General features: G+C 58.4%; 18 protein-coding genes, 4 tRNA genes and 1 riboswitch. Of the genes, 17 read left to right on the top strand and 5 right to left on the bottom strand.

All coding sequences use genetic code 11. The annotated features are described in order from the left end of the window. Positions 1-180 precede the first annotated feature (180 nt). From FQ192_RS05945 to astE, 7 genes are all read left to right on the top strand, one after another. The gene (locus FQ192_RS05945) at positions 181-1,401 is read left to right on the top strand and encodes an aspartate aminotransferase family protein (protein WP_149657774.1); all 1,221 of its coding nucleotides are present in this window, start codon (positions 181-183) and stop codon (positions 1,399-1,401) included. Between the two features lie 297 nt (positions 1,402-1,698). Then, positions 1,699-2,718 (top strand): arginine/ornithine succinyltransferase subunit alpha, encoded by a 1,020-nt coding sequence (gene aruF / locus FQ192_RS05940; protein WP_149657773.1) that lies wholly within the window; start codon positions 1,699-1,701, stop codon positions 2,716-2,718. 61 nt (positions 2,719-2,779) lie between these two features. After that, on the top strand, positions 2,780-3,805 hold the full coding sequence (astA, locus tag FQ192_RS05935) for an arginine N-succinyltransferase (RefSeq protein WP_133837982.1): 1,026 nt from the start codon (positions 2,780-2,782) through the stop codon (positions 3,803-3,805). After that, positions 3,802-5,271, top strand: coding sequence for a succinylglutamate-semialdehyde dehydrogenase (gene astD / locus FQ192_RS05930; RefSeq protein WP_178129042.1), 1,470 nt, complete (start codon positions 3,802-3,804; stop codon positions 5,269-5,271). The genes astA and astD overlap by 4 nt, the downstream gene beginning before the upstream one ends. A 166-nt stretch (positions 5,272-5,437) precedes the next feature. Then, positions 5,438-6,784, top strand: a complete 1,347-nt coding sequence (gene astB, locus FQ192_RS05925) for an N-succinylarginine dihydrolase (RefSeq protein WP_149657770.1) — start codon at positions 5,438-5,440, stop codon at positions 6,782-6,784. A 62-nt stretch (positions 6,785-6,846) separates the two neighbouring features. Continuing rightward, a complete protein-coding gene (locus tag FQ192_RS05920) occupies positions 6,847-7,134 on the top strand; it encodes a hypothetical protein (protein ID WP_010457234.1) in 288 nt (95 codons plus the stop codon). A gap of 12 nt (positions 7,135-7,146) precedes the next feature. Further along, positions 7,147-8,157: a succinylglutamate desuccinylase gene (gene astE / locus FQ192_RS05915; protein WP_149657769.1), complete on the top strand. Its 1,011-nt coding sequence runs from the start codon at positions 7,147-7,149 to the stop codon at positions 8,155-8,157. Positions 8,158-8,274: 117 nt separating this feature from the next. Here astE and FQ192_RS05910 read toward each other — a convergent pair whose 3' ends face one another. Continuing rightward, positions 8,275-8,784, bottom strand: a complete 510-nt coding sequence (locus FQ192_RS05910; protein WP_149657767.1) for a 6,7-dimethyl-8-ribityllumazine synthase — start codon at positions 8,782-8,784, stop codon at positions 8,275-8,277. A 102-nt stretch (positions 8,785-8,886) separates the two neighbouring features. Continuing rightward, positions 8,887-9,057: riboswitch (FMN riboswitch) on the bottom strand. 197 nt (positions 9,058-9,254) lie between these two features. On the opposite strand from FQ192_RS05910, the gene ltaE reads away from it, so the two are divergent. The 7 genes from ltaE to FQ192_RS05875 all read left to right on the top strand — a co-directional run bounded on the left by ltaE (position 9,255) and on the right by FQ192_RS05875 (position 15,220). After that, the gene (gene ltaE / locus FQ192_RS05905) at positions 9,255-10,259 is read left to right on the top strand and encodes a low-specificity L-threonine aldolase (protein WP_149657766.1); all 1,005 of its coding nucleotides are present in this window, start codon (positions 9,255-9,257) and stop codon (positions 10,257-10,259) included. 146 nt (positions 10,260-10,405) lie between these two features. Beyond that, a complete protein-coding gene (gene alaS, locus FQ192_RS05900) occupies positions 10,406-13,024 on the top strand; it encodes an alanine--tRNA ligase (RefSeq protein ID WP_149657764.1) in 2,619 nt (872 codons plus the stop codon). 90 nt (positions 13,025-13,114) lie between these two features. After that, on the top strand, positions 13,115-14,356 hold the full coding sequence (locus FQ192_RS05895) for an aspartate kinase (protein WP_123407338.1): 1,242 nt from the start codon (positions 13,115-13,117) through the stop codon (positions 14,354-14,356). A gap of 189 nt (positions 14,357-14,545) precedes the next feature. Continuing rightward, complete coding sequence (csrA, locus tag FQ192_RS05890) at positions 14,546-14,734, top strand: carbon storage regulator CsrA (protein ID WP_003178872.1); 189 nt, start codon at positions 14,546-14,548, stop codon at positions 14,732-14,734. A 62-nt stretch (positions 14,735-14,796) separates the two neighbouring features. Continuing rightward, positions 14,797-14,887 (top strand) — tRNA-Ser (locus FQ192_RS05885). A gap of 107 nt (positions 14,888-14,994) precedes the next feature. Then, positions 14,995-15,071, top strand: a tRNA-Arg gene (locus tag FQ192_RS05880). A 72-nt stretch (positions 15,072-15,143) separates the two neighbouring features. Next, positions 15,144-15,220, top strand: a tRNA-Arg gene (locus tag FQ192_RS05875). 19 nt (positions 15,221-15,239) lie between these two features. Here FQ192_RS05875 and FQ192_RS05870 read toward each other — a convergent pair. Then, entirely contained in the window at positions 15,240-15,758 is a 519-nt protein-coding gene (locus tag FQ192_RS05870) for a cell envelope protein SmpA (protein ID WP_149657763.1), read from the bottom strand. A 319-nt stretch (positions 15,759-16,077) separates the two neighbouring features. Between FQ192_RS05870 and mgtE the strand changes: the two genes are divergently transcribed. Continuing rightward, positions 16,078-17,520 (top strand): magnesium transporter, encoded by a 1,443-nt coding sequence (gene mgtE, locus FQ192_RS05865; RefSeq protein WP_149657762.1) that lies wholly within the window; start codon positions 16,078-16,080, stop codon positions 17,518-17,520. Positions 17,521-17,621: 101 nt separating this feature from the next. On the opposite strand, the gene FQ192_RS05860 is transcribed toward mgtE, so the two are convergent. Then, positions 17,622-17,948 carry an Arc family DNA-binding protein gene (locus FQ192_RS05860; RefSeq protein ID WP_003178899.1) on the bottom strand — a complete coding sequence of 109 codons (327 nt, stop codon included), beginning with the start codon at positions 17,946-17,948 and terminating at the stop codon, positions 17,622-17,624. A 387-nt stretch (positions 17,949-18,335) separates the two neighbouring features. On the opposite strand from FQ192_RS05860, the gene phnN reads away from it, so the two are divergent. After that, positions 18,336-18,908: a phosphonate metabolism protein/1,5-bisphosphokinase (PRPP-forming) PhnN gene (gene phnN, locus FQ192_RS05850; protein WP_149657759.1), complete on the top strand. Its 573-nt coding sequence runs from the start codon at positions 18,336-18,338 to the stop codon at positions 18,906-18,908. On the opposite strand, the gene FQ192_RS05845 is transcribed toward phnN, so the two are convergent. Then, complete coding sequence (locus FQ192_RS05845; protein WP_149657758.1) at positions 18,883-19,062, bottom strand: PA3371 family protein; 180 nt, start codon at positions 19,060-19,062, stop codon at positions 18,883-18,885. The two genes, phnN and FQ192_RS05845, sit on opposite strands and share 26 nt — an antisense overlap. A gap of 22 nt (positions 19,063-19,084) precedes the next feature. Next, a complete protein-coding gene (locus FQ192_RS05840; protein ID WP_149657756.1) occupies positions 19,085-19,318 on the bottom strand; it encodes a hypothetical protein in 234 nt (77 codons plus the stop codon). Positions 19,319-19,608: 290 nt separating this feature from the next. Between FQ192_RS05840 and FQ192_RS05830 the strand changes: the two genes are divergently transcribed. Next, positions 19,609-19,685 (top strand) — tRNA-Arg (locus tag FQ192_RS05830). Positions 19,686-20,201: the final 516 nt, after the last annotated feature.

Raw genomic sequence — 20,201 nt, 5'->3', positions numbered from 1 at the left:
TGCATCGGTTTAAACTGCGCCTTTGCGACGGTATATGTCGCATTGCCGTAAACCCGGCTGAAACCGGGGTTTGCGCTATAAGAAGTTGTCGCTTGGCGGCAAGGCCGGGCTGAAAACTGTCCTTACAATCCCCTCATCGCTCGCCAGTTTCAGGCGAGTGTTCCTCTTCAGGAGACTCCGATGTCCGTTGAGCACGCTGCGGTACAACGCGCCGATTTCGACCAGGTAATGGTTCCCAACTACGCGCCTGCCGCATTCATCCCTGTGCGTGGTGCCGGTTCCCGCGTCTGGGACCAGTCTGGCCGCGAGCTGATCGACTTCGCCGGCGGGATTGCCGTTAACGTATTGGGCCATGCGCACCCGGCGCTGGTCAGTGCATTGACCGAGCAGGCGAACAAGCTGTGGCACGTGTCCAATGTGTTCACCAATGAGCCGGCCCTGCGCCTGGCGCATAAGCTGATCGACGCCACGTTTGCCGAGCGCGTGTTCTTCTGCAACTCCGGCGCCGAAGCCAACGAGGCCGCTTTCAAGCTGGCCCGTCGCGTCGCCTTCGATCGTTTCGGTACTGAGAAGTACGAAATTATCGCCGCGCTGAACAGCTTCCACGGCCGCACCCTGTTCACCGTGAACGTCGGTGGCCAGTCGAAGTATTCCGACGGTTTCGGTCCGAAAATCACCGGTATCACCCACGTGCCTTACAACGATCTGGCGGCTTTGAAAGCGGCTGTTTCGGACAAGACCTGCGCCGTGGTGCTGGAACCGATCCAGGGCGAGGGCGGCGTGCTGCCGGCCGAACTGGCTTACCTGCAAGGTGCCCGCGAACTGTGCACCGAGCACAACGCGCTGCTGGTGTTCGACGAAGTACAAACAGGCATGGGCCGCAGCGGCAAGCTGTTCGCCTACCAGCATTACGGCGTGACCCCGGACATCCTGACCAGCGCCAAGAGCCTGGGCGGCGGTTTCCCGATCGCGGCGATGCTGACCACCGAAGAACTGGCCAAACACCTGGTCGTCGGCACCCACGGCACCACCTACGGCGGCAACCCGCTGGCGTGCGCTGTTGCGGAAGCCGTGATCGACGTGATCAACACCCCTGAAGTGCTGGCCGGTGTCAATGCCAAGCACGACAAGTTCAAGGCGCGCCTGGAACAGATCGGCGAGAAATACGGCCTGTTCACCCAGGTCCGTGGCCTGGGCCTGTTGATCGGTTGTGTGCTGAGCGATGCCTGGAAAGGCAAGGCCAAGGACATCTTCAACGCCGCCGAGCGTGAAGGCCTGATGATCCTGCAAGCCGGCCCGGACGTGATTCGCTTCGCCCCGAGCCTGGTGGTGGAAGACGCCGACATCGATGCCGGCCTGGATCGTTTCGAGCGCGCTGCTGCAAAACTGACGCAAGCCTGATCCACCCTTCGACGCCTGACAATTCAGGCGTCGATCCAAATTTTTATGCCGGGTTAGCTTCAATGTGGGGGCGGGCTTGTTGTGGCGAGGGGGCTTGCCCCCGTTCGATTGCGCAGCAATCGTGAATCGGTTTCCACGTTCTGATTCGAGAGTGTGGTGACTGATTTAGGGCCGCTTCGCGACCCAACGGGGGCAAGCCCCCTCGCCACACAAGGGCTCCCACAGTTGGCTCTGAGAGATTTCAGGACTGACCCGGCTATTTTTCCTATAAGAGTTTTTCGAGAAAGGAGTGACACCATGCTGGTGATGCGCCCCGCGCAAATGGCTGATCTGGGCGAGGTACAGCGTCTGGCTGCGGACAGCCCGATTGGTGTCACTTCCTTGCCGGATGACGTTGAACGCCTGAGCGACAAGATCGCGGCGAGCGAAGCCTCGTTTTCCGCTGAAGTCAGCTTCAACGGTGAAGAGAGCTATTTCTTCGTCCTCGAAGACAGTGCCACCGGCAAACTGGCGGGCTGCTCGGCGATCGTCGCCTCGGCCGGTTATTCCGAGCCGTTCTACAGCTTCCGTAATGAAACCTTCGTGCACGCCTCCCGCGAGCTAAAGATTCATAACAAGATCCACGTGCTCTCCCAGTGCCACGACCTGACCGGCAACAGCTTGCTGACCAGTTTCTACGTGAAGCCGGAGCTGGTGGGTTCGCCGTGGGCAGAACTCAACTCCCGTGGTCGTCTGCTGTTCGTCGCCAGCCACCCGGAGCGCTTCGCCGATTCCGTGGTGACCGAGATCGTCGGTTACAGCGATGAAAATGGCGACTCGCCGTTCTGGGACGCCATCGGGCGCAACTTCTTCGACCTCAACTACGCCGCCGCCGAGCGTCTGTGTGGCTTGAAGAGCCGGACCTTCCTCGCCGAGCTGATGCCGCATTACCCGATCTACGTGCCGCTGCTGCCGGACTCCGCGCAAGAAGCCATGGGCCAGGTGCATCCGCGTGCGCAGATCACGTTCGACATCCTGATGCGCGAAGGCTTCGAGACTGATCACTACATCGATATTTTCGACGGCGGCCCGACCTTGCACGCCCGTGTCTCGGGAATCCGCTCGATCGCCCAGAGCCGTGTGGTCCCGGTGAAAATCGGTGAGCCGGTCAAAGGCGCCGGTCGTCAATACCTGGTGGCCAACGCTCAGTTGCAGGATTACCGCGCTGTGTTGCTCGAGCTCGATTACGCGCCGGGCAAACCCGTGACCCTGGATCTGGAAGCGGCCGAAGCCCTGGGCGTCGGCGAAGGTGCCAGCGTGCGCCTGGTCGCGGTTTAAGCTTGCTTATAAAAGCTGAGAGTTTCACGGGTGGCGCGAGCGGCCCGTTTGAGGAGATAGCATGATCGTTCGTCCCGTACGCAGCAGCGATTTACCCGCTCTGATCGACCTGGCCCGCAGCACCGGCACCGGCCTGACTACCTTGCCTGCCAACGAAGAACGTCTGGCCCATCGGGTCGGCTGGGCCGAAAAAACTTTTCGCGGCGAAGCCGGGCGGGGCGATGCGGACTACCTGTTCGTGCTCGAAGACGACAACGGTCGCGTGGTGGGGATTTCCGCCATCGCCGGCGCGGTCGGCATGCGTGAGCCCTGGTACAACTTCCGGGTCGGCCTGACCGTCAGCGCTTCGCAAGAGCTGAACATCTACCGCGAAATCCCGACGCTATTCCTGGCCAACGACCTGACCGGTAACTCCGAGTTGTGCTCGCTGTTCCTGCACGCCGATTACCGCAGTGGCCTCAATGGCCGCATGTTGGCCAAGGCGCGGATGCTGTTCATCGCTGAATTCCCGCAACTGTTCGGCAACAAGATCATCGCCGAGATGCGCGGTGTGTCCGATGAAGCCGGGCGTTCGCCGTTCTGGGAGAGCCTGGGTCGGCACTTCTTCAAGATGGAATTCAGCCAGGCTGATTACCTGACCGGCGTGGGCAACAAGGCGTTCATCGCTGAACTGATGCCGAAGTTTCCGCTGTACACCTGCTTCCTGTCGCCAGATGCGCGCAACGTGATCGGCCAGGTGCACCCGGACACCGAGCCGGCCCTGTCGATGCTCAAGAGCGAAGGTTTCAGCTATCAGGGCTACGTCGACATCTTCGACGCTGGCCCGGCGGTGGAATGCGAAACCGGCAAGATCCGCGCCGTGCGCGACAGCCAGGCGCTGGTGCTGGCCATCGGTACGCCGGGGGATGACGCCACACCGTTCCTGATTCACAACCGCAAGCGCGAAGACTGCCGGATCACTGCCGCACCTGCACGCTTCGCCGCCGGTACGTTGGTGGTCGATCCGCTGACCGCCAAACGTCTTCAACTCAACGCCGGCGATCAAGTGCGCGCCGTTCCGTTGTCCGCTGCTCGGGAGTCGAAATAATGAATTCGCTATACATCGCAGGTGAATGGCTGGCTGGCCAGGGTGAAGCTTTTCAATCGCTGAACCCGGTGACCCAGCAAGTGTTGTGGACTGGCGAAGGCGCCACCACCGCTCAGGTTGAATCCGCCGTGCAAGCCGCGCGTCAGGCGTTCCCGGGCTGGGCCCGTCGCACCCTGGACGAGCGCATCAGCGTGCTGGAAGCCTTTGCCGCCGCGCTGAAAAATCATTCTGACGAACTGGCCCGCTGCATTGGTGAAGAAACCGGCAAACCCCTGTGGGAGTCGGCGACTGAAGTCACCAGCATGGTCAACAAGATTGCCATCTCGATTCAGAGCTACCGCGAACGCACCGGCGAGAAGAGCGGCCCATTGGGCGACGCCACTGCCGTGTTGCGCCACAAGCCCCACGGTGTGGTCGCGGTGTTCGGTCCTTATAACTTCCCGGGCCACTTGCCCAACGGTCACATCGTGCCGGCGCTACTGGCCGGTAACAGCGTGCTGTTCAAGCCCAGCGAGCTGACGCCGAAAGTCGCCGAGCTGACGGTCAAGTGCTGGATCGAAGCCGGCCTGCCGGCGGGCGTGTTGAACCTGCTGCAAGGCGCTCGTGAAACCGGGATCGCCCTGGCGGCGAACCCGGGGATCGACGGTCTGTTCTTCACCGGTTCGAGCCGCACCGGCAATCACCTGCATCAACAATTCGCCGGTCGCCCGGACAAGATCCTGGCGCTGGAAATGGGCGGTAACAACCCATTGATCGTCGACGAAGTGGCGGATGTTGAAGCCGCCGTCTACACCATCATCCAGTCTGCCTTCATTTCCGCCGGTCAGCGTTGCACCTGTGCCCGCCGCTTGCTGGTGCCGCAAGGTGCCTGGGGTGACGCATTGCTGGCGCGCCTGGTGGCGGTCAGCGCGACGATTGATGTTGGTGCGTTTGATCAGACGCCGGCGCCGTTCATGGGCTCGGTGATTTCCCTTGGCGCGGCGAAAGCGTTGATGGATGCCCAGGAACATCTGCTGGGCAACGGCGCGGTGGCGCTGCTGGAAATGACTCAGCCCCAGGCGCAAGCCGCGCTGCTGACCCCAGGCATTCTCGACGTTACCGCCGTGGCCGATCGTCCTGACGAAGAGCTGTTCGGCCCGTTGCTGCAAGTGATCCGCTACGCTGATTTTGAAGCGGCGATCACCGAAGCCAACGACACCGACTATGGCCTGGCGGCCGGTTTGCTGTCGGATTCCGAAGCGCGTTATCAGCAGTTCTGGCTGGAAAGCCGCGCCGGGATCGTAAACTGGAACAAGCAGCTGACCGGTGCCGCGAGCAGCGCGCCATTCGGCGGCGTCGGCGCCTCGGGCAACCATCGCGCCAGCGCCTACTACGCGGCGGATTACTGCGCGTACCCGGTGGCTTCGCTGGAAACGCCGAGCCTGACGTTGCCTGCGACCCTGACGCCTGGCGTACGGATGGCGTAGCGCCCATTCGCGGGCAAGCCTCGCTCCTACAGGTTTTGTGGCGTCCGCATAATCGGCACACACCACAAATCCCGTAGGAGCAAGGCTTGCCCGCGAACGCCGCGACGCGGTCTTACTGAATTGTTACCAGATGCCTATAAAAACAGATTCTCGTGGAGCCTCGCTGATGAAATCCTATGAAGTCAATTTTGACGGTCTAGTGGGGCCGACCCATAACTACGGCGGCCTGTCCTACGGCAACGTCGCGTCCCAGAGCAACAGCCAGCAGTCTTCGAACCCGAAGGAAGCGGCGTTGCAAGGCCTGGCAAAAATGAAAGCCCTGATGGAAATGGGCTTTCAACAAGGCGTACTGGCACCGCAAGAACGCCCGGATGTCGCTGCATTGCGCCGTTTGGGTTTCAGCGGCACCGACGCCCAAGTGATCGAGCGGGCTGCCAAAGAAGCCATGCCGCTGCTGGTCGCCAGTTGCTCGGCGTCGAGCATGTGGGTTGCCAACGCCGCCACGGTCAGCCCGAGTGCGGACACTGCTGATGGCCGGGTGCATTTCACCGCCGCCAACCTCAATTGCAAATACCACCGCAGCATCGAACACCCGACTACCAGCCGCGTGCTGGGCGCGATGTTTGCTGACCAGAAACACTTCGCGCACCACGCCGCCTTGCCGGCCGTGGCGCAGTTCGGTGACGAAGGCGCGGCCAACCACACCCGTTTCTGCCGTGAGTACGGCGAGGCGGGCGTCGAGTTCTTCGTGTTCGGTCGCAGCGCTTTCGACAACCGCTACCCGGCACCGCAGAAATACCCGGCGCGCCAGACCCTCGAAGCGTCCCAGGCCGTAGCGCGTTTGCACGGCTTGAGCGATGACGGCGTGGTTTACGCGCAGCAGAACCCATCGGTAATCGATCAGGGCGTGTTCCACAACGACGTGATTGCCGTGGGCAACGGCGAAGTCTTGTTCTATCACGAGGACGCGTTCCTCGACACCGAACAGATGCTGGCCGAGCTTTCCGGAAAACTCGCCAAGGTCGGTGGGAAATTTCAGTCTGTGTGTGTTCCGCGTTCCGCGGTTACCGTGGAAGACGCGGTTCGGTCCTACCTGTTCAATAGCCAGCTTCTGTCGCGTCCTGACGGCTCGATGCTCTTGATCGTGCCGGAAGAATGCCGTGGCAACGAGCGCGTCTGGCAGTACCTGCAAGGTTTGACCAGCTCCGGCGGGCTGATCCGCGAAGTGAAAGTCTTCGATCTGAAACAGAGCATGCAGAACGGCGGTGGCCCGGCTTGCCTGAGACTTCGCGTCGCACTCAACGAAACCGAACTGGCGGCGGTCAATCCAGGGGTTATCATGACGGCACCGTTGTACGGCACGCTGACCGAATGGGTCGACAAGCACTACCGCGACCGCATGACCGAAAACGATCTGGCGGACCCGCAATTGCTGCTTGAATGCCGGACGGCACTGGATGAATTGACGCAAATCCTTAAACTGGGCGCGGTTTATCCATTCCAGATCAATTAAGGGCTGGCGGGCTCTTGTAAGGGGCGCGCCGCTTTTATCTCCCAACGAGAGCGTAAAAAAACATGAGCGATACCCTGCAGCTGATCCTTGAAGACACCGACGGCACGCAACTGGAAACGTCCTGCACCCGCGTCGCGGTCCTGTGGCAAGGCAAAGAGCTGTGGATCCAGCAAGATGGCCGCGGCCAATTGCTGATTGGCGTGGACGTCGAAGAGGGCGATGCCGAATACGCAAACCTGCTGCTGCGCCCATTGGCGACTAATCTGGTAAGTCTGCAACTGGAAATGGAACCGGCCGAAGTCGGTGACGAAGACCACGTGCACGGCCCGGATTGCGCACACGACCACTAAGGAAATCGCTCTATGCTCGCCCTCGGCAAACTGCTTGAACTGACCCTCGCCGGCCGCGAACCGGCGGAGAAGACTCAACTGACTGTCGAAGGCGTGCGCATGCGCTGGTTGAGCGAAGGTGCGCTGGAAGTCCGGCCACCTGAAGCGCGCGACAATGGCTTGGACCTGCTGCTATCGGCCGGTATCCACGGCAACGAAACAGCGCCGATCGAGTTGCTCGATCGGCTGTTGCATGACATCGCCCGCGGCGACCTTAAACCGCGCGCACGTATTCTGTTCCTGTTCGGCAATCCCGAGGCGATCCGCCGCGGCGAGCGTTACATCGAGCAGGACGTCAATCGGCTGTTCAACGGCCGTCACGAGCAAAGCAGCGGTTCCGAAGCCCTGCGCGCCTGTGAACTGGAACGGCTGGCGGCGAGTTTCTTCAGCCTGCCGGACCGTGACCGTCTGCACTACGACCTGCACACGGCGATTCGTGGTTCGAAGATCGAACAATTCGCGTTGTACCCGTGGAAAGAAGGTCGCCAGCACTCGCGCCTGGAACTGGCGCGCCTGCGCGCTGCCGGCATGGACGCTGTGCTGTTGCAGAACAAGCCATCCATCGTGTTCAGTTCCTACACCTACGACAAGCTCGGTGCCGAGGCATTCACCCTCGAATTGGGCAAGGCCCGGCCATTTGGGCAGAACGCCGGGGTCAATGTCGATCTGCTGGAAACCCGTCTCAAGCAGATCATCGAAGGCAACGAGCCGCCCGTGGCTGAAGCGACCCTGGACGGTTTGCAACTGTTCAGCGTGGCGCGGGAAATCATCAAGCACAGCGACAGCTTCCGCTTGAACCTGCCAGCGGACATCGAGAACTTTTCGGAATTGGAAGTGGGTTACGTACTGGCCGAAGACATCGCCCAGACCCGCTGGATCATCGAAGAGAAGGGTGCCCGGATCATCTTCCCGAACCCCAAGGTGAAGAACGGCCTGCGTGCCGGCATCCTGATCGTGCCGACCAGCGACGAAAACCTCGCCTGATTCCTGCGCCCTGATCGTTCCCACGCTCCGCTTGGGACGCTCCACGTCCCAAAGCGGACGCAGAGCGTCCATTGATGCGTTCCCACGCAGAGCGTGGGAACGATCATTCAACGCTGACTAGACTGCTACCGCTCGTGGCTCGCTACGACGCAACGCCCGCGTCTTGTGCAGTGTATCCGCACACGTCTTCGCCGCTTCCTGGCCTTTATGCACGAAATGCTCGAAGAAGAACTTCTGATGTTCTTCGCCGGAGTGGAAGTGGTGTGGGGTCAGGACTACCGAGAACACCGGCACTTCGGTTTCCAGCTGCACCTGCATCAGGCCGCTGATCACCGATTGGGCGACGAATTCGTGACGGTAGATTCCGCCATCCACCACCAGGCCGGCGGCAACGATGCCGGCATAACGACCGGACTTGGCCAGCAGCTTGGCGTGCAACGGGATTTCAAAGGCGCCGCCGACTTCGAAGAAATCGATGTCCGATTCCTGATAGCCCTGGGCAATCATTTCGGCGAGGAAGCCTTTACGGCTCTGGTCGACGATTTCCTTGTGCCAGCAGGCCTGGATGAACGCGACGCGCTCGCCGTGATGGTTTTTGCTTTTGCTGTCGATTGCGGTGGGTTGCATGTTCTGGTTCCTGTTTGTGTGAAAAACAGGGCTTATGAATCGAATGGGATTTAAGGGTACGCGTGCTCGCAACAATGCGTGCAAGCGGCCCTTTGGCGCCAATCCCGTTCTCTCTTCATCCGGACTATGACCGTCGGCCCCGGGATCACACCGGGTCTGCTGACCTTGTCGCCATTCACCGCCGAAGCCGTGCTGTCGCCAAGCGCTCGCGGGCTATGCGCATTGCGCGCAATTACCGCCGGTGGGGAGTTGCACCCCGCCCTGAGAACGTTTTGCCGCCAGAATATTTGGCGGCGAAGCGTTTTTAACACATATTTCCTACGTGCGCATTGCTGCTTTCTGATGATTGATATCGAGTTTTTCGAAGGCACAAAGCGCCTTTTCTACGCCCAAGGGTTGATTAATCGTCGGCATGCCCGCAGTACTTCGATCTTGAAAGGGACTTTCCCCTGCTTACCGAGGCCAGATTCATGAGCGTTATCGATCTTCGCAGCGACACCGTCACCCAGCCGTCCCAGGGAATGCTCGACGCCATGGCCAGCGCGGCCACCGGTGATGACGTTTATGGCGAAGATCCGACGGTCAATCGCCTGGAAGCCGAACTGGCAAAACGCCTGGGTTTCGCCGCCGCGCTGTTCGTCCCCACCGGCACCATGAGTAACCTGCTGGGTTTGATGGCCCATTGCGAGCGCGGTGAGGAATACATCGTTGGCCAGCAGGCCCACACCTATAAGTACGAAGGTGGCGGTGCGGCGGTACTCGGCTCGATCCAGCCGCAGCCGTTGGAAGTGCAGGCCGATGGTTCGCTGGACCTGGCCCAGGTTGCCGCGGCGATCAAACCCGACGACTTCCATTTCGCTCGCACTCGTTTACTGGCGCTGGAAAACACCATGCAGGGCAAGGTCCTGCCGCTGGAGTATCTGGCCCGTGCGCGCAGCTTCACCCGTGAACACGGTTTGGCCCTGCACCTGGACGGCGCGCGCCTCTACAACGCCGCAGTCAAACTGGGTGTGGATGCCCGGGAAATCACGCAACACTTCGATTCGGTTTCGGTGTGCCTGTCCAAAGGGCTGGGCGCGCCCGTTGGGTCAGTGTTGCTCGGCTCGGTCGAGTTCATCGCCAAGGCCCGTCGCCTGCGCAAAATGGTCGGCGGTGGCATGCGTCAGTCCGGTCTTCTGGCGGCGGCAGGCCTGTATGCTTTGGACCATAACGTTCAACGCCTGGCCGACGACCACGCCAATGCGCAGTTCCTGGCCGAAGGCCTGCGCGAGGCCGGTTATGAGGTAGAACCGGTGCAGACCAACATGGTGTACGTCGCCATGGGCGACAAGGCTGAAGCGATCAAGGCATTCGCGGGTGAACGCGGGATCAAGCTGAGCGCTGCCGGGCGTCTGCGGATGGTCACGCACATGGACGTCAGCCGCGCGCAAATCGAGCAGGTGATCGCTACATTCGTCGAGTTTTCGCGCAACTGACAGCGTTAGCCGTCCAATTGACCGTTTCTATCGTATAAACACGCTGTACCCCGCGCGCAGGGCCGATATAATGCGGCCCTTTGCCGTCGCTTCGTCTGTTGACGTTTTGCACAGGCCTTTGGCCGCAGCCTCCGTGGAAGAACCTAATGAAAAGCGCAGAAATCCGTGAAGCCTTCCTTCGCTTCTTCGAAGAGCAAGGCCACACCCGTGTAGCCTCCAGCTCTTTGATTCCGGGCAACGACCCAACCCTGCTGTTCACTAACGCGGGGATGAACCAGTTCAAGGACTGCTTCCTGGGCCAGGAAAAACGTGCGTACACCCGTGCGACCAGCAGCCAGAAGTGCGTGCGCGCCGGTGGCAAGAACAGTGACCTGGAAAACGTCGGTTATACCGCTCGTCACCACACATTCTTCGAAATGCTGGGTAACTTCAGCTTCGGTGACTACTTCAAGCAGGACGCGATCACCTACGCCTGGACCTTCCTGACCGACGTCCTGAAGCTGCCCAAGGAGAAACTCTGGGTAACGGTCTACGCCTCGGATGACGAGGCCTATGACATCTGGACCAAACAGATCGGTGTGCCTGTCGAGCGCATGATCCGCATCGGCGACAACAAAGGCGCGCCGTACGCGTCCGACAACTTCTGGACCATGGGCGATACCGGCCCGTGCGGTCCTTGCACCGAGATTTTCTACGATCACGGCGACCACATCTGGGGCGGCCCACCGGGCTCGCCAGAAGAAGACGGTGACCGTTACATCGAGATCTGGAACAACGTGTTCATGCAGTTCAACCGCACCGCCGACGGCGTTTTGCATCCGTTGCCAGCGCCGTCGGTAGACACCGGCATGGGCCTGGAGCGGATCAGTGCGGTGATGCAGCACGTTCACTCCAACTACGAAATCGACCTGTTCAAGAACCTGTTGAGCGCATCGGCCCAGGCGATCGGTTGCAGCAATGACGATCAGTCGTCGCTGAAAGTGGTGTCCGACCACATCCGTTCCTGCGGTTTCCTGATTGCCGACGGCGTGTTGCCGTCCAACGAAGGTCGCGGCTATGTACTGCGCCGGATCATCCGTCGCGCGTGCCGTCACGGTAACAAGCTGGGCGCGACCGGCAGCTTCTTCTACAAGATCGTTGCCGCACTGGTGGCCGAGATGGGCGAAGCCTTCCCGGAACTCAAGCAGCAACAATCCAACATCGAGCGCGTGCTCAAGGCTGAAGAAGAGCAGTTCTCCAAGACCCTGGAGCACGGCCTGAAGATTCTCGAGCAGGATCTGCTGGAACTCAAAGGCACCGTGGTGCCGGGCGACGTGGTGTTCAAGCTGTACGACACCTACGGTTTCCCGATGGACCTGACCGCTGACATCGCCCGCGAACGCAACCTGACCGTCGATGAAGTCGGCTTCGAGCGCGAAATGGAAGCCCAGCGCGTGCGTGCGCGTTCGGCCAGCTCGTTCGGTCTGGACTACAACACCTTGGTCAAGGTTGATGTGGCGACCGAGTTCACCGGCTACAAGGCCACCAGCGGTTCGGCGAAAATTGTCGCCATCTATAAAGATGGGCAGTCGGTCGACGTCTTGAGTGAAGGCGAAGAGGGCGTGATCGTTCTCAATCAGACGCCGTTCTACGCTGAATCCGGCGGTCAGATTGGCGATTGCGGTTACCTGCAAGTCGGCAGCAGCCGTTTTGACGTGCGCGACACCACCAAGACCGGCGGTGCTTTCCTGCACCACGGGGTGGCTGTGTTGGGCAGCCTGACCATCGGCGCGCCGGTAGAGACGCATGTCGATGCCGACGTGCGTCACGCCACTTCGCTGAACCACTCGGCGACGCACTTGCTGCACGCGGCATTGCGTCAGGTGCTGGGCGAACACGTTCAGCAGAAAGGTTCGTTGGTCGACAGTCAGCGCCTGCGTTTTGACTTCAGCCACTTCGAAGCCATCAAGCCTGAGCAGTTGAAAGCGCTGGAAGACATCGTCAACGCCGAGATTCGCAAGAACTCTGCGGTTGAAACCGAAGAAACCGACATTGAAACCGCCAAGAAAAAGGGCGCCATGGCGCTGTTTGGCGAGAAGTACGGCGACAACGTGCGCGTGCTGAGCATGGGCGGTGATTTCTCCGTCGAGCTGTGCGGCGGTATCCACGCCAACCGTACCGGCGACATCGGCCTGCTGAAAATCATCAGCGAAGGTGGTGTGGCTTCCGGCGTGCGTCGTATCGAAGCAGTTACCGGCGCCGCGGCGCTGGCATACTTGAACGCTGCCGAAGAACAACTCAAGGAAGCGGCCAACCTGGTCAAGGGTAGCCGCGACAACCTGATCGACAAGCTGTCGGCTGTGCTGGAGCGCAACCGTCTGCTGGAGAAGCAACTCGAGCAGTTGCAAGCCAAGGCTGCCAGTGCGGCGGGCGACGATCTGTCGGCTTCCGCGCTGGACGTCAAAGGCGTGAAAGTGCTGGCCGTGCGTCTGGACGGTCAGGATGGCAAGGCGCTGCTGGCGCTGGTCGATCAATTGAAAAACAAACTCGGCCGCGCAGTGATCCTGCTCGGCAGTGTCCATGAGGAAAAGGTCGTTCTGGTTGCAGGCGTAACCAAGGACCTGACTGGCCAACTCAAAGCCGGTGATTTGATGAAGCAAGCTGCTGCGGCAGTGGGCGGGAAGGGCGGTGGTCGTCCGGACATGGCGCAAGGCGGTGGTGTAGACGCCGGCGCACTGGACGCGGCATTGGCCCTGACCGTTCCATTTGTAGAGCAGGGTTTATAAGGCGGTTGGCCGGACGCGCGGTCTAGTGGCGGGTCCGGCAACTGTTTGAGTGATTATTGGGCGCCCTTCATGGGCAGAGGCGGCTTTGAAATGGCTTTGATCGTACAGAAATTTGGAGGCACCTCGGTCGGCACCGTCGAGAGAATCGAGCAGGTTGCCGACAAGGTTAAGAAATTCCGCGATGCCGGCGATGACCTGGTGGTTGTGCTGTCTGCAATGAGCGGCGAGACCAACCGTCTGATCGATCTGGCCAAGCAAATCAGTGGCGACAATCAACCCGTTCCCCGTGAGCTGGATGTGATTGTCTCCACCGGCGAGCAGGTAACGATTGCCCTGTTGGCCATGGCGCTGATCAAGCGCGGCGTGCCAGCGGTGTCCTACACCGGCAATCAGGTACGGATTCTGACGGACAGCGCGCACAATAAAGCGCGTATCTTGCAGATTGACGATCAGAAGATTCGCGGTGACTTGAAGGCAGGTCGCGTGGTGGTTGTCGCCGGTTTCCAGGGCGTCGACGAACACGGCAACATCACCACCCTCGGTCGTGGCGGTTCCGACACCACCGGCGTGGCGCTGGCAGCGGCCTTGAAGGCTGATGAGTGCCAGATCTACACCGATGTGGATGGTGTTTACACCACCGATCCACGCGTGGTCTCCGTGGCCCAGCGCCTGGACAAGATTACCTTCGAAGAGATGCTGGAAATGGCCAGCCTCGGTTCCAAGGTGTTGCAGATCCGTGCGGTGGAATTCGCCGGCAAGTACAACGTTCCGCTGCGCGTACTGCACAGCTTCAAGGAGGGTCCGGGCACCCTCATTACTATTGATGAAGAGGAAACCATGGAACAGCCGATCATTTCCGGCATCGCTTTCAATCGCGATGAAGCCAAGCTGACCATCCGTGGCGTGCCAGACACCCCGGGTGTTGCGTTCAAGATTCTTGGGCCGATCAGTGGCGCGAACATCGAAGTCGACATGATTGTGCAGAACGTTGCGCACGATAACACCACCGACTTCACCTTCACCGTGCACCGCAACGACTTCCAGGCCGCGCAAACCGTGCTGGAAAACACCGCTCGCGAGATCGGTGCCCGTGAGGTCGTGGGTGACATCAAGATCGCCAAGGTCTCGATCGTCGGCGTCGGCATGCGTTCTCACGCAGGCGTGGCCAGCCGCATGTTCGAATCCCTGGCCAAGGAAAGCATCAACATCCAGATGATCTCGACCTCGGAAATCAAAGTCTCCGTGGTGATCGAAGAGAAGTACCTGGAACTGGCTGTGCGCGCTCTGCACACGGCTTTCGAACTGGACGCGCCTGCCCGTCAGGGCGAGTGATGCGTTTACCGAAGGGCGCGGTCTGACCGCGCCCTTCGTCTTTTTTGAATAGCGCGACCCAGGACTCTGTTCTTTTGCTCGCGCTGGTCAATACTCAGGCATGTAGGGCTGCGATCGTTCCGGTTGTAGGTCGAGTGCCTTTTTTTTGCAGACTGTTGTCCCTGAACTGTAATGCGTGAGGAGAAAGGTATGCTGATTCTGACTCGTCGGTGCGCAGAAAGCCTGATTATTGGTGATGGCGAAATCACTGTGACCGTGCTCGGCGTCAAAGGAAATCAAGTGCGTATTGGCGTTAACGCGCCTAAAGAGGTTGCTGTTCACCGCGAGGAAATCTACTTGCGGATCAAGAAAGAGAAGGACGACGAACCAAGCCATTAATTTTTATCGTTTTTTATGTTTGCAAACGGGGAAAAGGTTGGTTAAGATACGCCCCGTGTTGCGGAGAGCTGGCCGAGTGGCCGAAGGCGCTCCCCTGCTAAGGGAGTACACCTCAAAAGGGTGTCGGGGGTTCGAATCCCCCGTTCTCCGCCATTATTTGCGTAGTACGTTGTAATCTGGCTTCTTCGGTAAGTTGTTGAAATTACTAGAAAAAGTGTTTGACATAGAGATTAGACGGCCTATAATGCGCGGCAACAAATGCACTCGTAGCTCAGCTGGATAGAGTACTCGGCTACGAACCGAGCGGTCACAGGTTCGAATCCTGTCGAGTGCACCATTTAAGAGTTGTTGGCAGTAATGCTAGCAACTTTGCTTCAGCCAGTTGTGGTCTGGTTTAAAAACACAAAATGCACTCGTAGCTCAGCTGGATAGAGTACTCGGCTACGAACCGAGCGGTCACAGGTTCGAATCCTGTCGAGTGCACCAAACACCAAAAAGCCTGCGTTTAACGCGGGCTTTTTGCCGTCTGGGATTTGGCTTTTCCCTTGACGCATCCTTTCTCGTCGAACTCGATATGTGCGCTGCGACCTCGCTTGAGGTCATAGCGGTAGCTCGTGGCCGAGTTGCGAATACTGATCTTGTCCGGCTTGCCGAGGGCGCTTTCGACGTCCTGCTGAGTCATGCCGGCAATCACCCGTTGATTGATGATCGCTTCTCGACGTTGCTTGGCGTTGATCAGGTTTCCACATTTGTCCTCTAATTGGCCGACGATGGTCGGTTCTCTTCTTTTTGCATTCGCACCTGGAGGTTGCTGGGTGGTGGCTTCGGGCATGATCGCGTGGGTGGTGCCTGGCATGAAGGGGTGAGCGGTATGGAGTGAAAGGCTCTCATTGGTCTTGCAGCTCATCGTAGTAAAGGTGATGCCTCCGTCAGGTGCCTCGCATCGGTGAACGGTCGCAGCAAGCAGTTTGATTGGCAGGCAGAGCAGGGTAGTCAGCAAGAGCAGGTGTGTGTTCGATGGCATTCGGCGTCCTCCATGACGTTCCATCTGAAGGGTAGCTGCTACTTTTTTCGAATGCCTTGTGTTTTCTTTTCAGGATAAGTCGTCGCAATTGATGTCTGAAGACAGCGCTCAGGTTTGTCTTGCAAGCGCTTGTTTCAGCCGCGATTTTTTAACGTTTTAAACCGTCAGGCGGTGTATCATTGCGCCCGTCAGCCCCGCCGGGGCTTATGGAAAACTTCCATGGACTTACCCAGTAGTTACTCAGTACCCCGTTTTTCCAATCATGAATTGACTGATTGATCCTTCCGGCGTGCCCCGCTGCTGGGAGTGGAGTTCGCCTATGTCTGAAGTTGAAGTAAAGAAAACGCAGGAAAGCTTGCAGGACCGCCTCGCTCAAGTCGTTGAGCTGTTGCAGCGTCAGCGAGTGGTCGAAGACCTGACTCATCGCCAGGAAGGTCCGCATCACGACCGGGTCGAGAACCTGGTTCACCGCCAAAACCTCGTTGAGCTGCAACGCAAGCTCGATGATCTGCACTCCGCTGACGTTGCCTACATCCTTGAAGCCTTGCCGCTGGACGATCGCCTGACGCTCTGGCAATTGGTCAAGGCTGATCGTGACGGCGACATCCTTCTCGAAGTATCCGATTCGGTTCGTGAAACGCTGATCGCCGACATGGACGATCACGAGCTCCTGGCGGCGGCCAAGGACATGGATGCCGACGAACTTGCTGACCTGGCTTCCGAGCTGCCGCGAGACGTCGTCCATGAGCTGATGGAAACCCTTGATGGTCAACAGCGTGAGCGCGTTCGCTCCGCATTGTCCTATGACGAGGAGCAGGTCGGTGCGCTGATGGACTTCGAGATGGTGACTATCCGTGAGGATGTCAGTCTCGAAGTGGTTCTGCGTTATCTGCGTCGTCTCAAGGAGTTGCCGGGGCACACCGACAAGTTGTTCGTGGTCGACTACGACGGCGTGCTCAAGGGTGTGCTGCCCATCAAGCGCTTGCTGGTGAATGATCCGGATAAACAGGTTTCCGAGGTCATGGCCAGTGATCCGGTCAGTTTCCATCCGGACGAAGACGCCTACGATGCCGCTCAGGCGTTTGAGCGTTACGACTTGATCTCTGCGCCGGTGGTCGACAAGAACGGCAAGCTGATCGGCCGTCTGACCATCGATGAAATGGTCGACCTGATTCGTGAAGAGAGCGAAAACGAAGTTCTCAACATGGCGGGTCTGCGCGAAGAGGAAGACATCTTTGCGTCAGTCTGGAAATCCCTGCGTAACCGCTGGTCATGGTTGGCGGTTAACCTGGTGACTGCGTTTGTAGCCTCGCGGGTAATTGGCCTGTTCGAAGGCTCCATCGAAAAGCTGGTAGCACTCGCTGCATTGATGCCGATCGTGGCAGGCATTGGGGGTAACTCGGGTAACCAGACGATTACCATGATCGTTCGGGCTATGGCGCTGGATCAGGTCAGTACCGGCAATACGTCCCGCTTGATGCGCAAAGAGCTTGCAGTAGGTTTGATCAATGGCCTGGTCTGGGGCGGGGTGATTGGTGTTGTCGCCTATCTGCTCTATGGCAGCTGGTCCCTTGGCGTCGTGATGACTGCAGCGATGACGCTTAACCTGTTGCTGGCGGCGTTAATGGGGGTATTGATTCCCATGACCTTGGCGCGCCTGGGGCGCGACCCGGCCATGGGGGCCAGTGTGATGATCACTGCCATGACCGATAGTGGCGGGTTCTTCATCTTCCTTGGGTTGGCCACAATCTTCCTGCTTTGATTCGCATCTCTGAAGCCCGCCAAATTGGCGGGCTTTTTAATGCCTCGAATTCCAGACAAAAAAAAGCCAGCGATTATGCTGGCTTGAATTTTTTGGGTGGATCAGGACGCGTCTGCGGCCATTTCAGCGTCATGGGCGATCAGCGAAACAAGAGCGTTTTGCTGACGGTGGGAGAGTTGGCGGAAGCGTTGCAACAGTTCGCGTTCGTGCAACGACAGCTCCGGGCTGTCCAGGCGCATGCTCAGCTCTTCGCCCAATGCACCTTCTTGAATAAGACTCTGCTCAAGGCGCGCAATGATTTCGGAGTTCATGCTGCGATGATGATTGCGAGCCACCTCGGCAATGCGCTCACGCATTCCGTCTGGCAGACGTACGACAAACTTGTCAGCCGTACGGCTGGAATAAATTGCCTGTTTCAATGGGCGCATATATTTAACCGGTTAGTTCAGGGGAGCGGTTCTCGGGATTGGCCGCAGGATGTCTGATAGGACAAGCACTCTGGCCAAATGTTCAACCTGAATTGATAGAGGCTCGCATCATGCCTCAAAGTAGCCAGTTCATTGGCGTCAATTCTGTGACAAATATTGAACTGGATAAAGGCGTTATGCCAGCACCAATTATCAGAAATGCGGACTGGTTTGAAAAGTTTGCCCTGGTCCGTATCTCTCACCGCGTCCTGTTGCCCGGCAGGTGGTGTCCTCGGACGCCTGAAGGTGCATGCTATGCGGATTCGATCATCGTTCCTTACCTTGTATAGGATAGTGGCAAATGGCCGATTTACTAGAGGCGAACCTGTAGTGCGGGGTGATTTCAGGATGGATGGCAGATTGATTTATCTGATGGGGCCATCAGGTTCAGGTAAAGACAGTCTCATCGAAGCGGCGCGAGGGCCGTTGCAGGCGCTGGGTTGCGAAGTGGTGCGGCGGGTCATCACGCGTTCAGCCGAATCCGCGGGCGAGGATGCCGAAGGGGTTACTCCTGAGGAGTTCGAGCGGCGCAAGGAGGAGGGTGGCTTCTCGCTCTTCTGGCGCGCCAATGGCTTGGATTACGGTATTCCCGTCGAAATCGATCAATGGCTCAAAAATGGGCGCCACGTTTTGGTCAATGGCTCTCGAGGGTATCTATCTATTGCGCTGGAGCGTTATCCGACAATGCTGCCGGTGTTGTTGACGGTCAAGGATGGTGTGTTGCGCGAGCGGTTGGTGCGCCGGGCGCGAGAGAGCCTGGAGGATATTGACGCCAGGCTTCGGCGTAACCAGTTATTCGCAGGTGAGGACTCGATCGGCGATACGCAAATCTTTCGACTCGATAACTCCGGCGACCTGGCTGACACGGTTTCCAATCTTCTGAGTATGCTGCGGCTCAGCGTAAAACCGGATCAAATTTGATTCGACGTCCAGCGATCAACGCTAGCACGAACAATGAGCCAAAGACGCCGCAGGCAATCAAGGGCGGGGTGAGCAATGCGTCCTGATCCAGGGATAGATGAAGGATGCCACTCAACAAGGCCAGGATAAAAAATCCAGTGGCTGATTTGGACATGCGGTGCTCCTGGTAGGGAAAGTCAAAAGATCAATCGTTCGGAAGCTGGCTTCTGTGGAGCAGAGCTCTCTTGGCTCATTTCCTGATTTACAAATACGTGCTGGTCACTCATGACTGCCAGTTGGGGCGCTTTCTGCAGTTGGAGGTAGTGGGGCATGCGCTGGGCAACCACCTCAGCGTTACCCTCGGGGATCAATTGAAGGCCAGCCAGCAAGGCCAAGGCGATCGCATTCGAGAGTAATAGGGCGCCGTTCATGGGGTTGTCCTCCATTGTTCTTGGAGAATAGCTAAAGCAGTCAGCATGCCAAGAGTCTAACGGCTATTAAATCCTTTAAAAACAATGGATTGGTCCTCAATAGCAGAAAGGTATCAGTGCAATTTGCAATGATGGCGTTTTGAGGTGATGCAATTTGCACGGCAGACGATGCCTTTGGGGTATGAGGCATTTGCCTACACTTAAAAAGCCTAAGGACGACATGACAAACGTGGGTCTGCCCGTTAACATGCTCGCCGTCCATCGCGCTGCGGTTCTCGCGAGCGATTTGTGTCTCAGTAGCTCAATTGGATAGAGCATCCCCCTCCTAAGGGGAAGGTTGGCAGTTCGAACCTGCCCTGGGACACCACCTTCATTTCAAGCTCGGCTCCTTCTACTCTGAATTCCCTTTCCGGCTCTCAATCGCTTCCTGAAGCGGGGCTTGAGTCTGGATGCGTTTTGCACCTGTTTCCGAGATGTTGAGGGTTTTAAGGTTCTCTTCTATATAGAGGGCGCGGTTTCTCTTTCTATATAGAAGGCAAAGACGAGCGTTTTTCGGCTTTCTGCAAGTTATTGATAGAAAAGCCAAATCAGTGCTTGACGGCAGATTCTGGAAGTCTATAATTCGCCCCACTTCCGGCGCAGTCGAAACGGAAAACTCCTTGGTAAACAAAGAGTTACGCAGTTTTCGGCAGCGAGTTGCTTCAGGTCATCGAAGCCCAGAAGGAGTTGATAGAGCGGTGTGGTTTGGCTCGATTGACGGTTCGATCTTCTCGGTCGAAAGCGGAACAAAAGAGGTGTTGACAGCAGCGAGTAACGCTGTAAAATTCGCCTCCCGCTAACGAGAGATCGGAAGCGCAAGTGGTTGAAGTTGCAAAGGAAACTT

The sequence above is a fragment of the Pseudomonas sp. ANT_J12 genome, from assembly GCF_008370045.1.
GTDB lineage: Bacteria > Pseudomonadota > Gammaproteobacteria > Pseudomonadales > Pseudomonadaceae > Aquipseudomonas.
The sequence above is the reverse complement of the archived record's forward strand: the minus strand, read 5'-3'. Positions and strand labels throughout refer to the sequence as shown.

Excerpts from the sequence above, each read along its gene's own strand:
- mgtE (WP_149657762.1), top strand. The coding sequence starts at position 16,078 with ATGTCTGAAGTTGAAGTAAAGAAAACGCAGGAAAGCTTGCAGGACCGC.
- FQ192_RS05910 (WP_149657767.1), bottom strand. The coding sequence starts at position 8,784 with ATGCAACCCACCGCAATCGACAGCAAAAGCAAAAACCATCACGGCGAG.
- FQ192_RS05870 (WP_149657763.1), bottom strand. The coding sequence starts at position 15,758 with ATGCCATCGAACACACACCTGCTCTTGCTGACTACCCTGCTCTGCCTG.
- astA (WP_133837982.1), top strand. The coding sequence starts at position 2,780 with ATGATCGTTCGTCCCGTACGCAGCAGCGATTTACCCGCTCTGATCGAC.
- FQ192_RS05840 (WP_149657756.1), bottom strand. The coding sequence starts at position 19,318 with ATGAACGGCGCCCTATTACTCTCGAATGCGATCGCCTTGGCCTTGCTG.
- ltaE (WP_149657766.1), top strand. The coding sequence starts at position 9,255 with ATGAGCGTTATCGATCTTCGCAGCGACACCGTCACCCAGCCGTCCCAG.
- astE (WP_149657769.1), top strand. The coding sequence starts at position 7,147 with ATGCTCGCCCTCGGCAAACTGCTTGAACTGACCCTCGCCGGCCGCGAA.
- FQ192_RS05945 (WP_149657774.1), top strand. The coding sequence starts at position 181 with ATGTCCGTTGAGCACGCTGCGGTACAACGCGCCGATTTCGACCAGGTA.
- aruF (WP_149657773.1), top strand. The coding sequence starts at position 1,699 with ATGCTGGTGATGCGCCCCGCGCAAATGGCTGATCTGGGCGAGGTACAG.
- FQ192_RS05895 (WP_123407338.1), top strand. The coding sequence starts at position 13,115 with ATGGCTTTGATCGTACAGAAATTTGGAGGCACCTCGGTCGGCACCGTC.
- FQ192_RS05860 (WP_003178899.1), bottom strand. The coding sequence starts at position 17,948 with ATGCGCCCATTGAAACAGGCAATTTATTCCAGCCGTACGGCTGACAAG.
- phnN (WP_149657759.1), top strand. The coding sequence starts at position 18,336 with ATGGATGGCAGATTGATTTATCTGATGGGGCCATCAGGTTCAGGTAAA.
- alaS (WP_149657764.1), top strand. The coding sequence starts at position 10,406 with ATGAAAAGCGCAGAAATCCGTGAAGCCTTCCTTCGCTTCTTCGAAGAG.
- FQ192_RS05845 (WP_149657758.1), bottom strand. The coding sequence starts at position 19,062 with ATGTCCAAATCAGCCACTGGATTTTTTATCCTGGCCTTGTTGAGTGGC.
- csrA (WP_003178872.1), top strand. The coding sequence starts at position 14,546 with ATGCTGATTCTGACTCGTCGGTGCGCAGAAAGCCTGATTATTGGTGAT.
- FQ192_RS05920 (WP_010457234.1), top strand. The coding sequence starts at position 6,847 with ATGAGCGATACCCTGCAGCTGATCCTTGAAGACACCGACGGCACGCAA.
- astB (WP_149657770.1), top strand. The coding sequence starts at position 5,438 with ATGAAATCCTATGAAGTCAATTTTGACGGTCTAGTGGGGCCGACCCAT.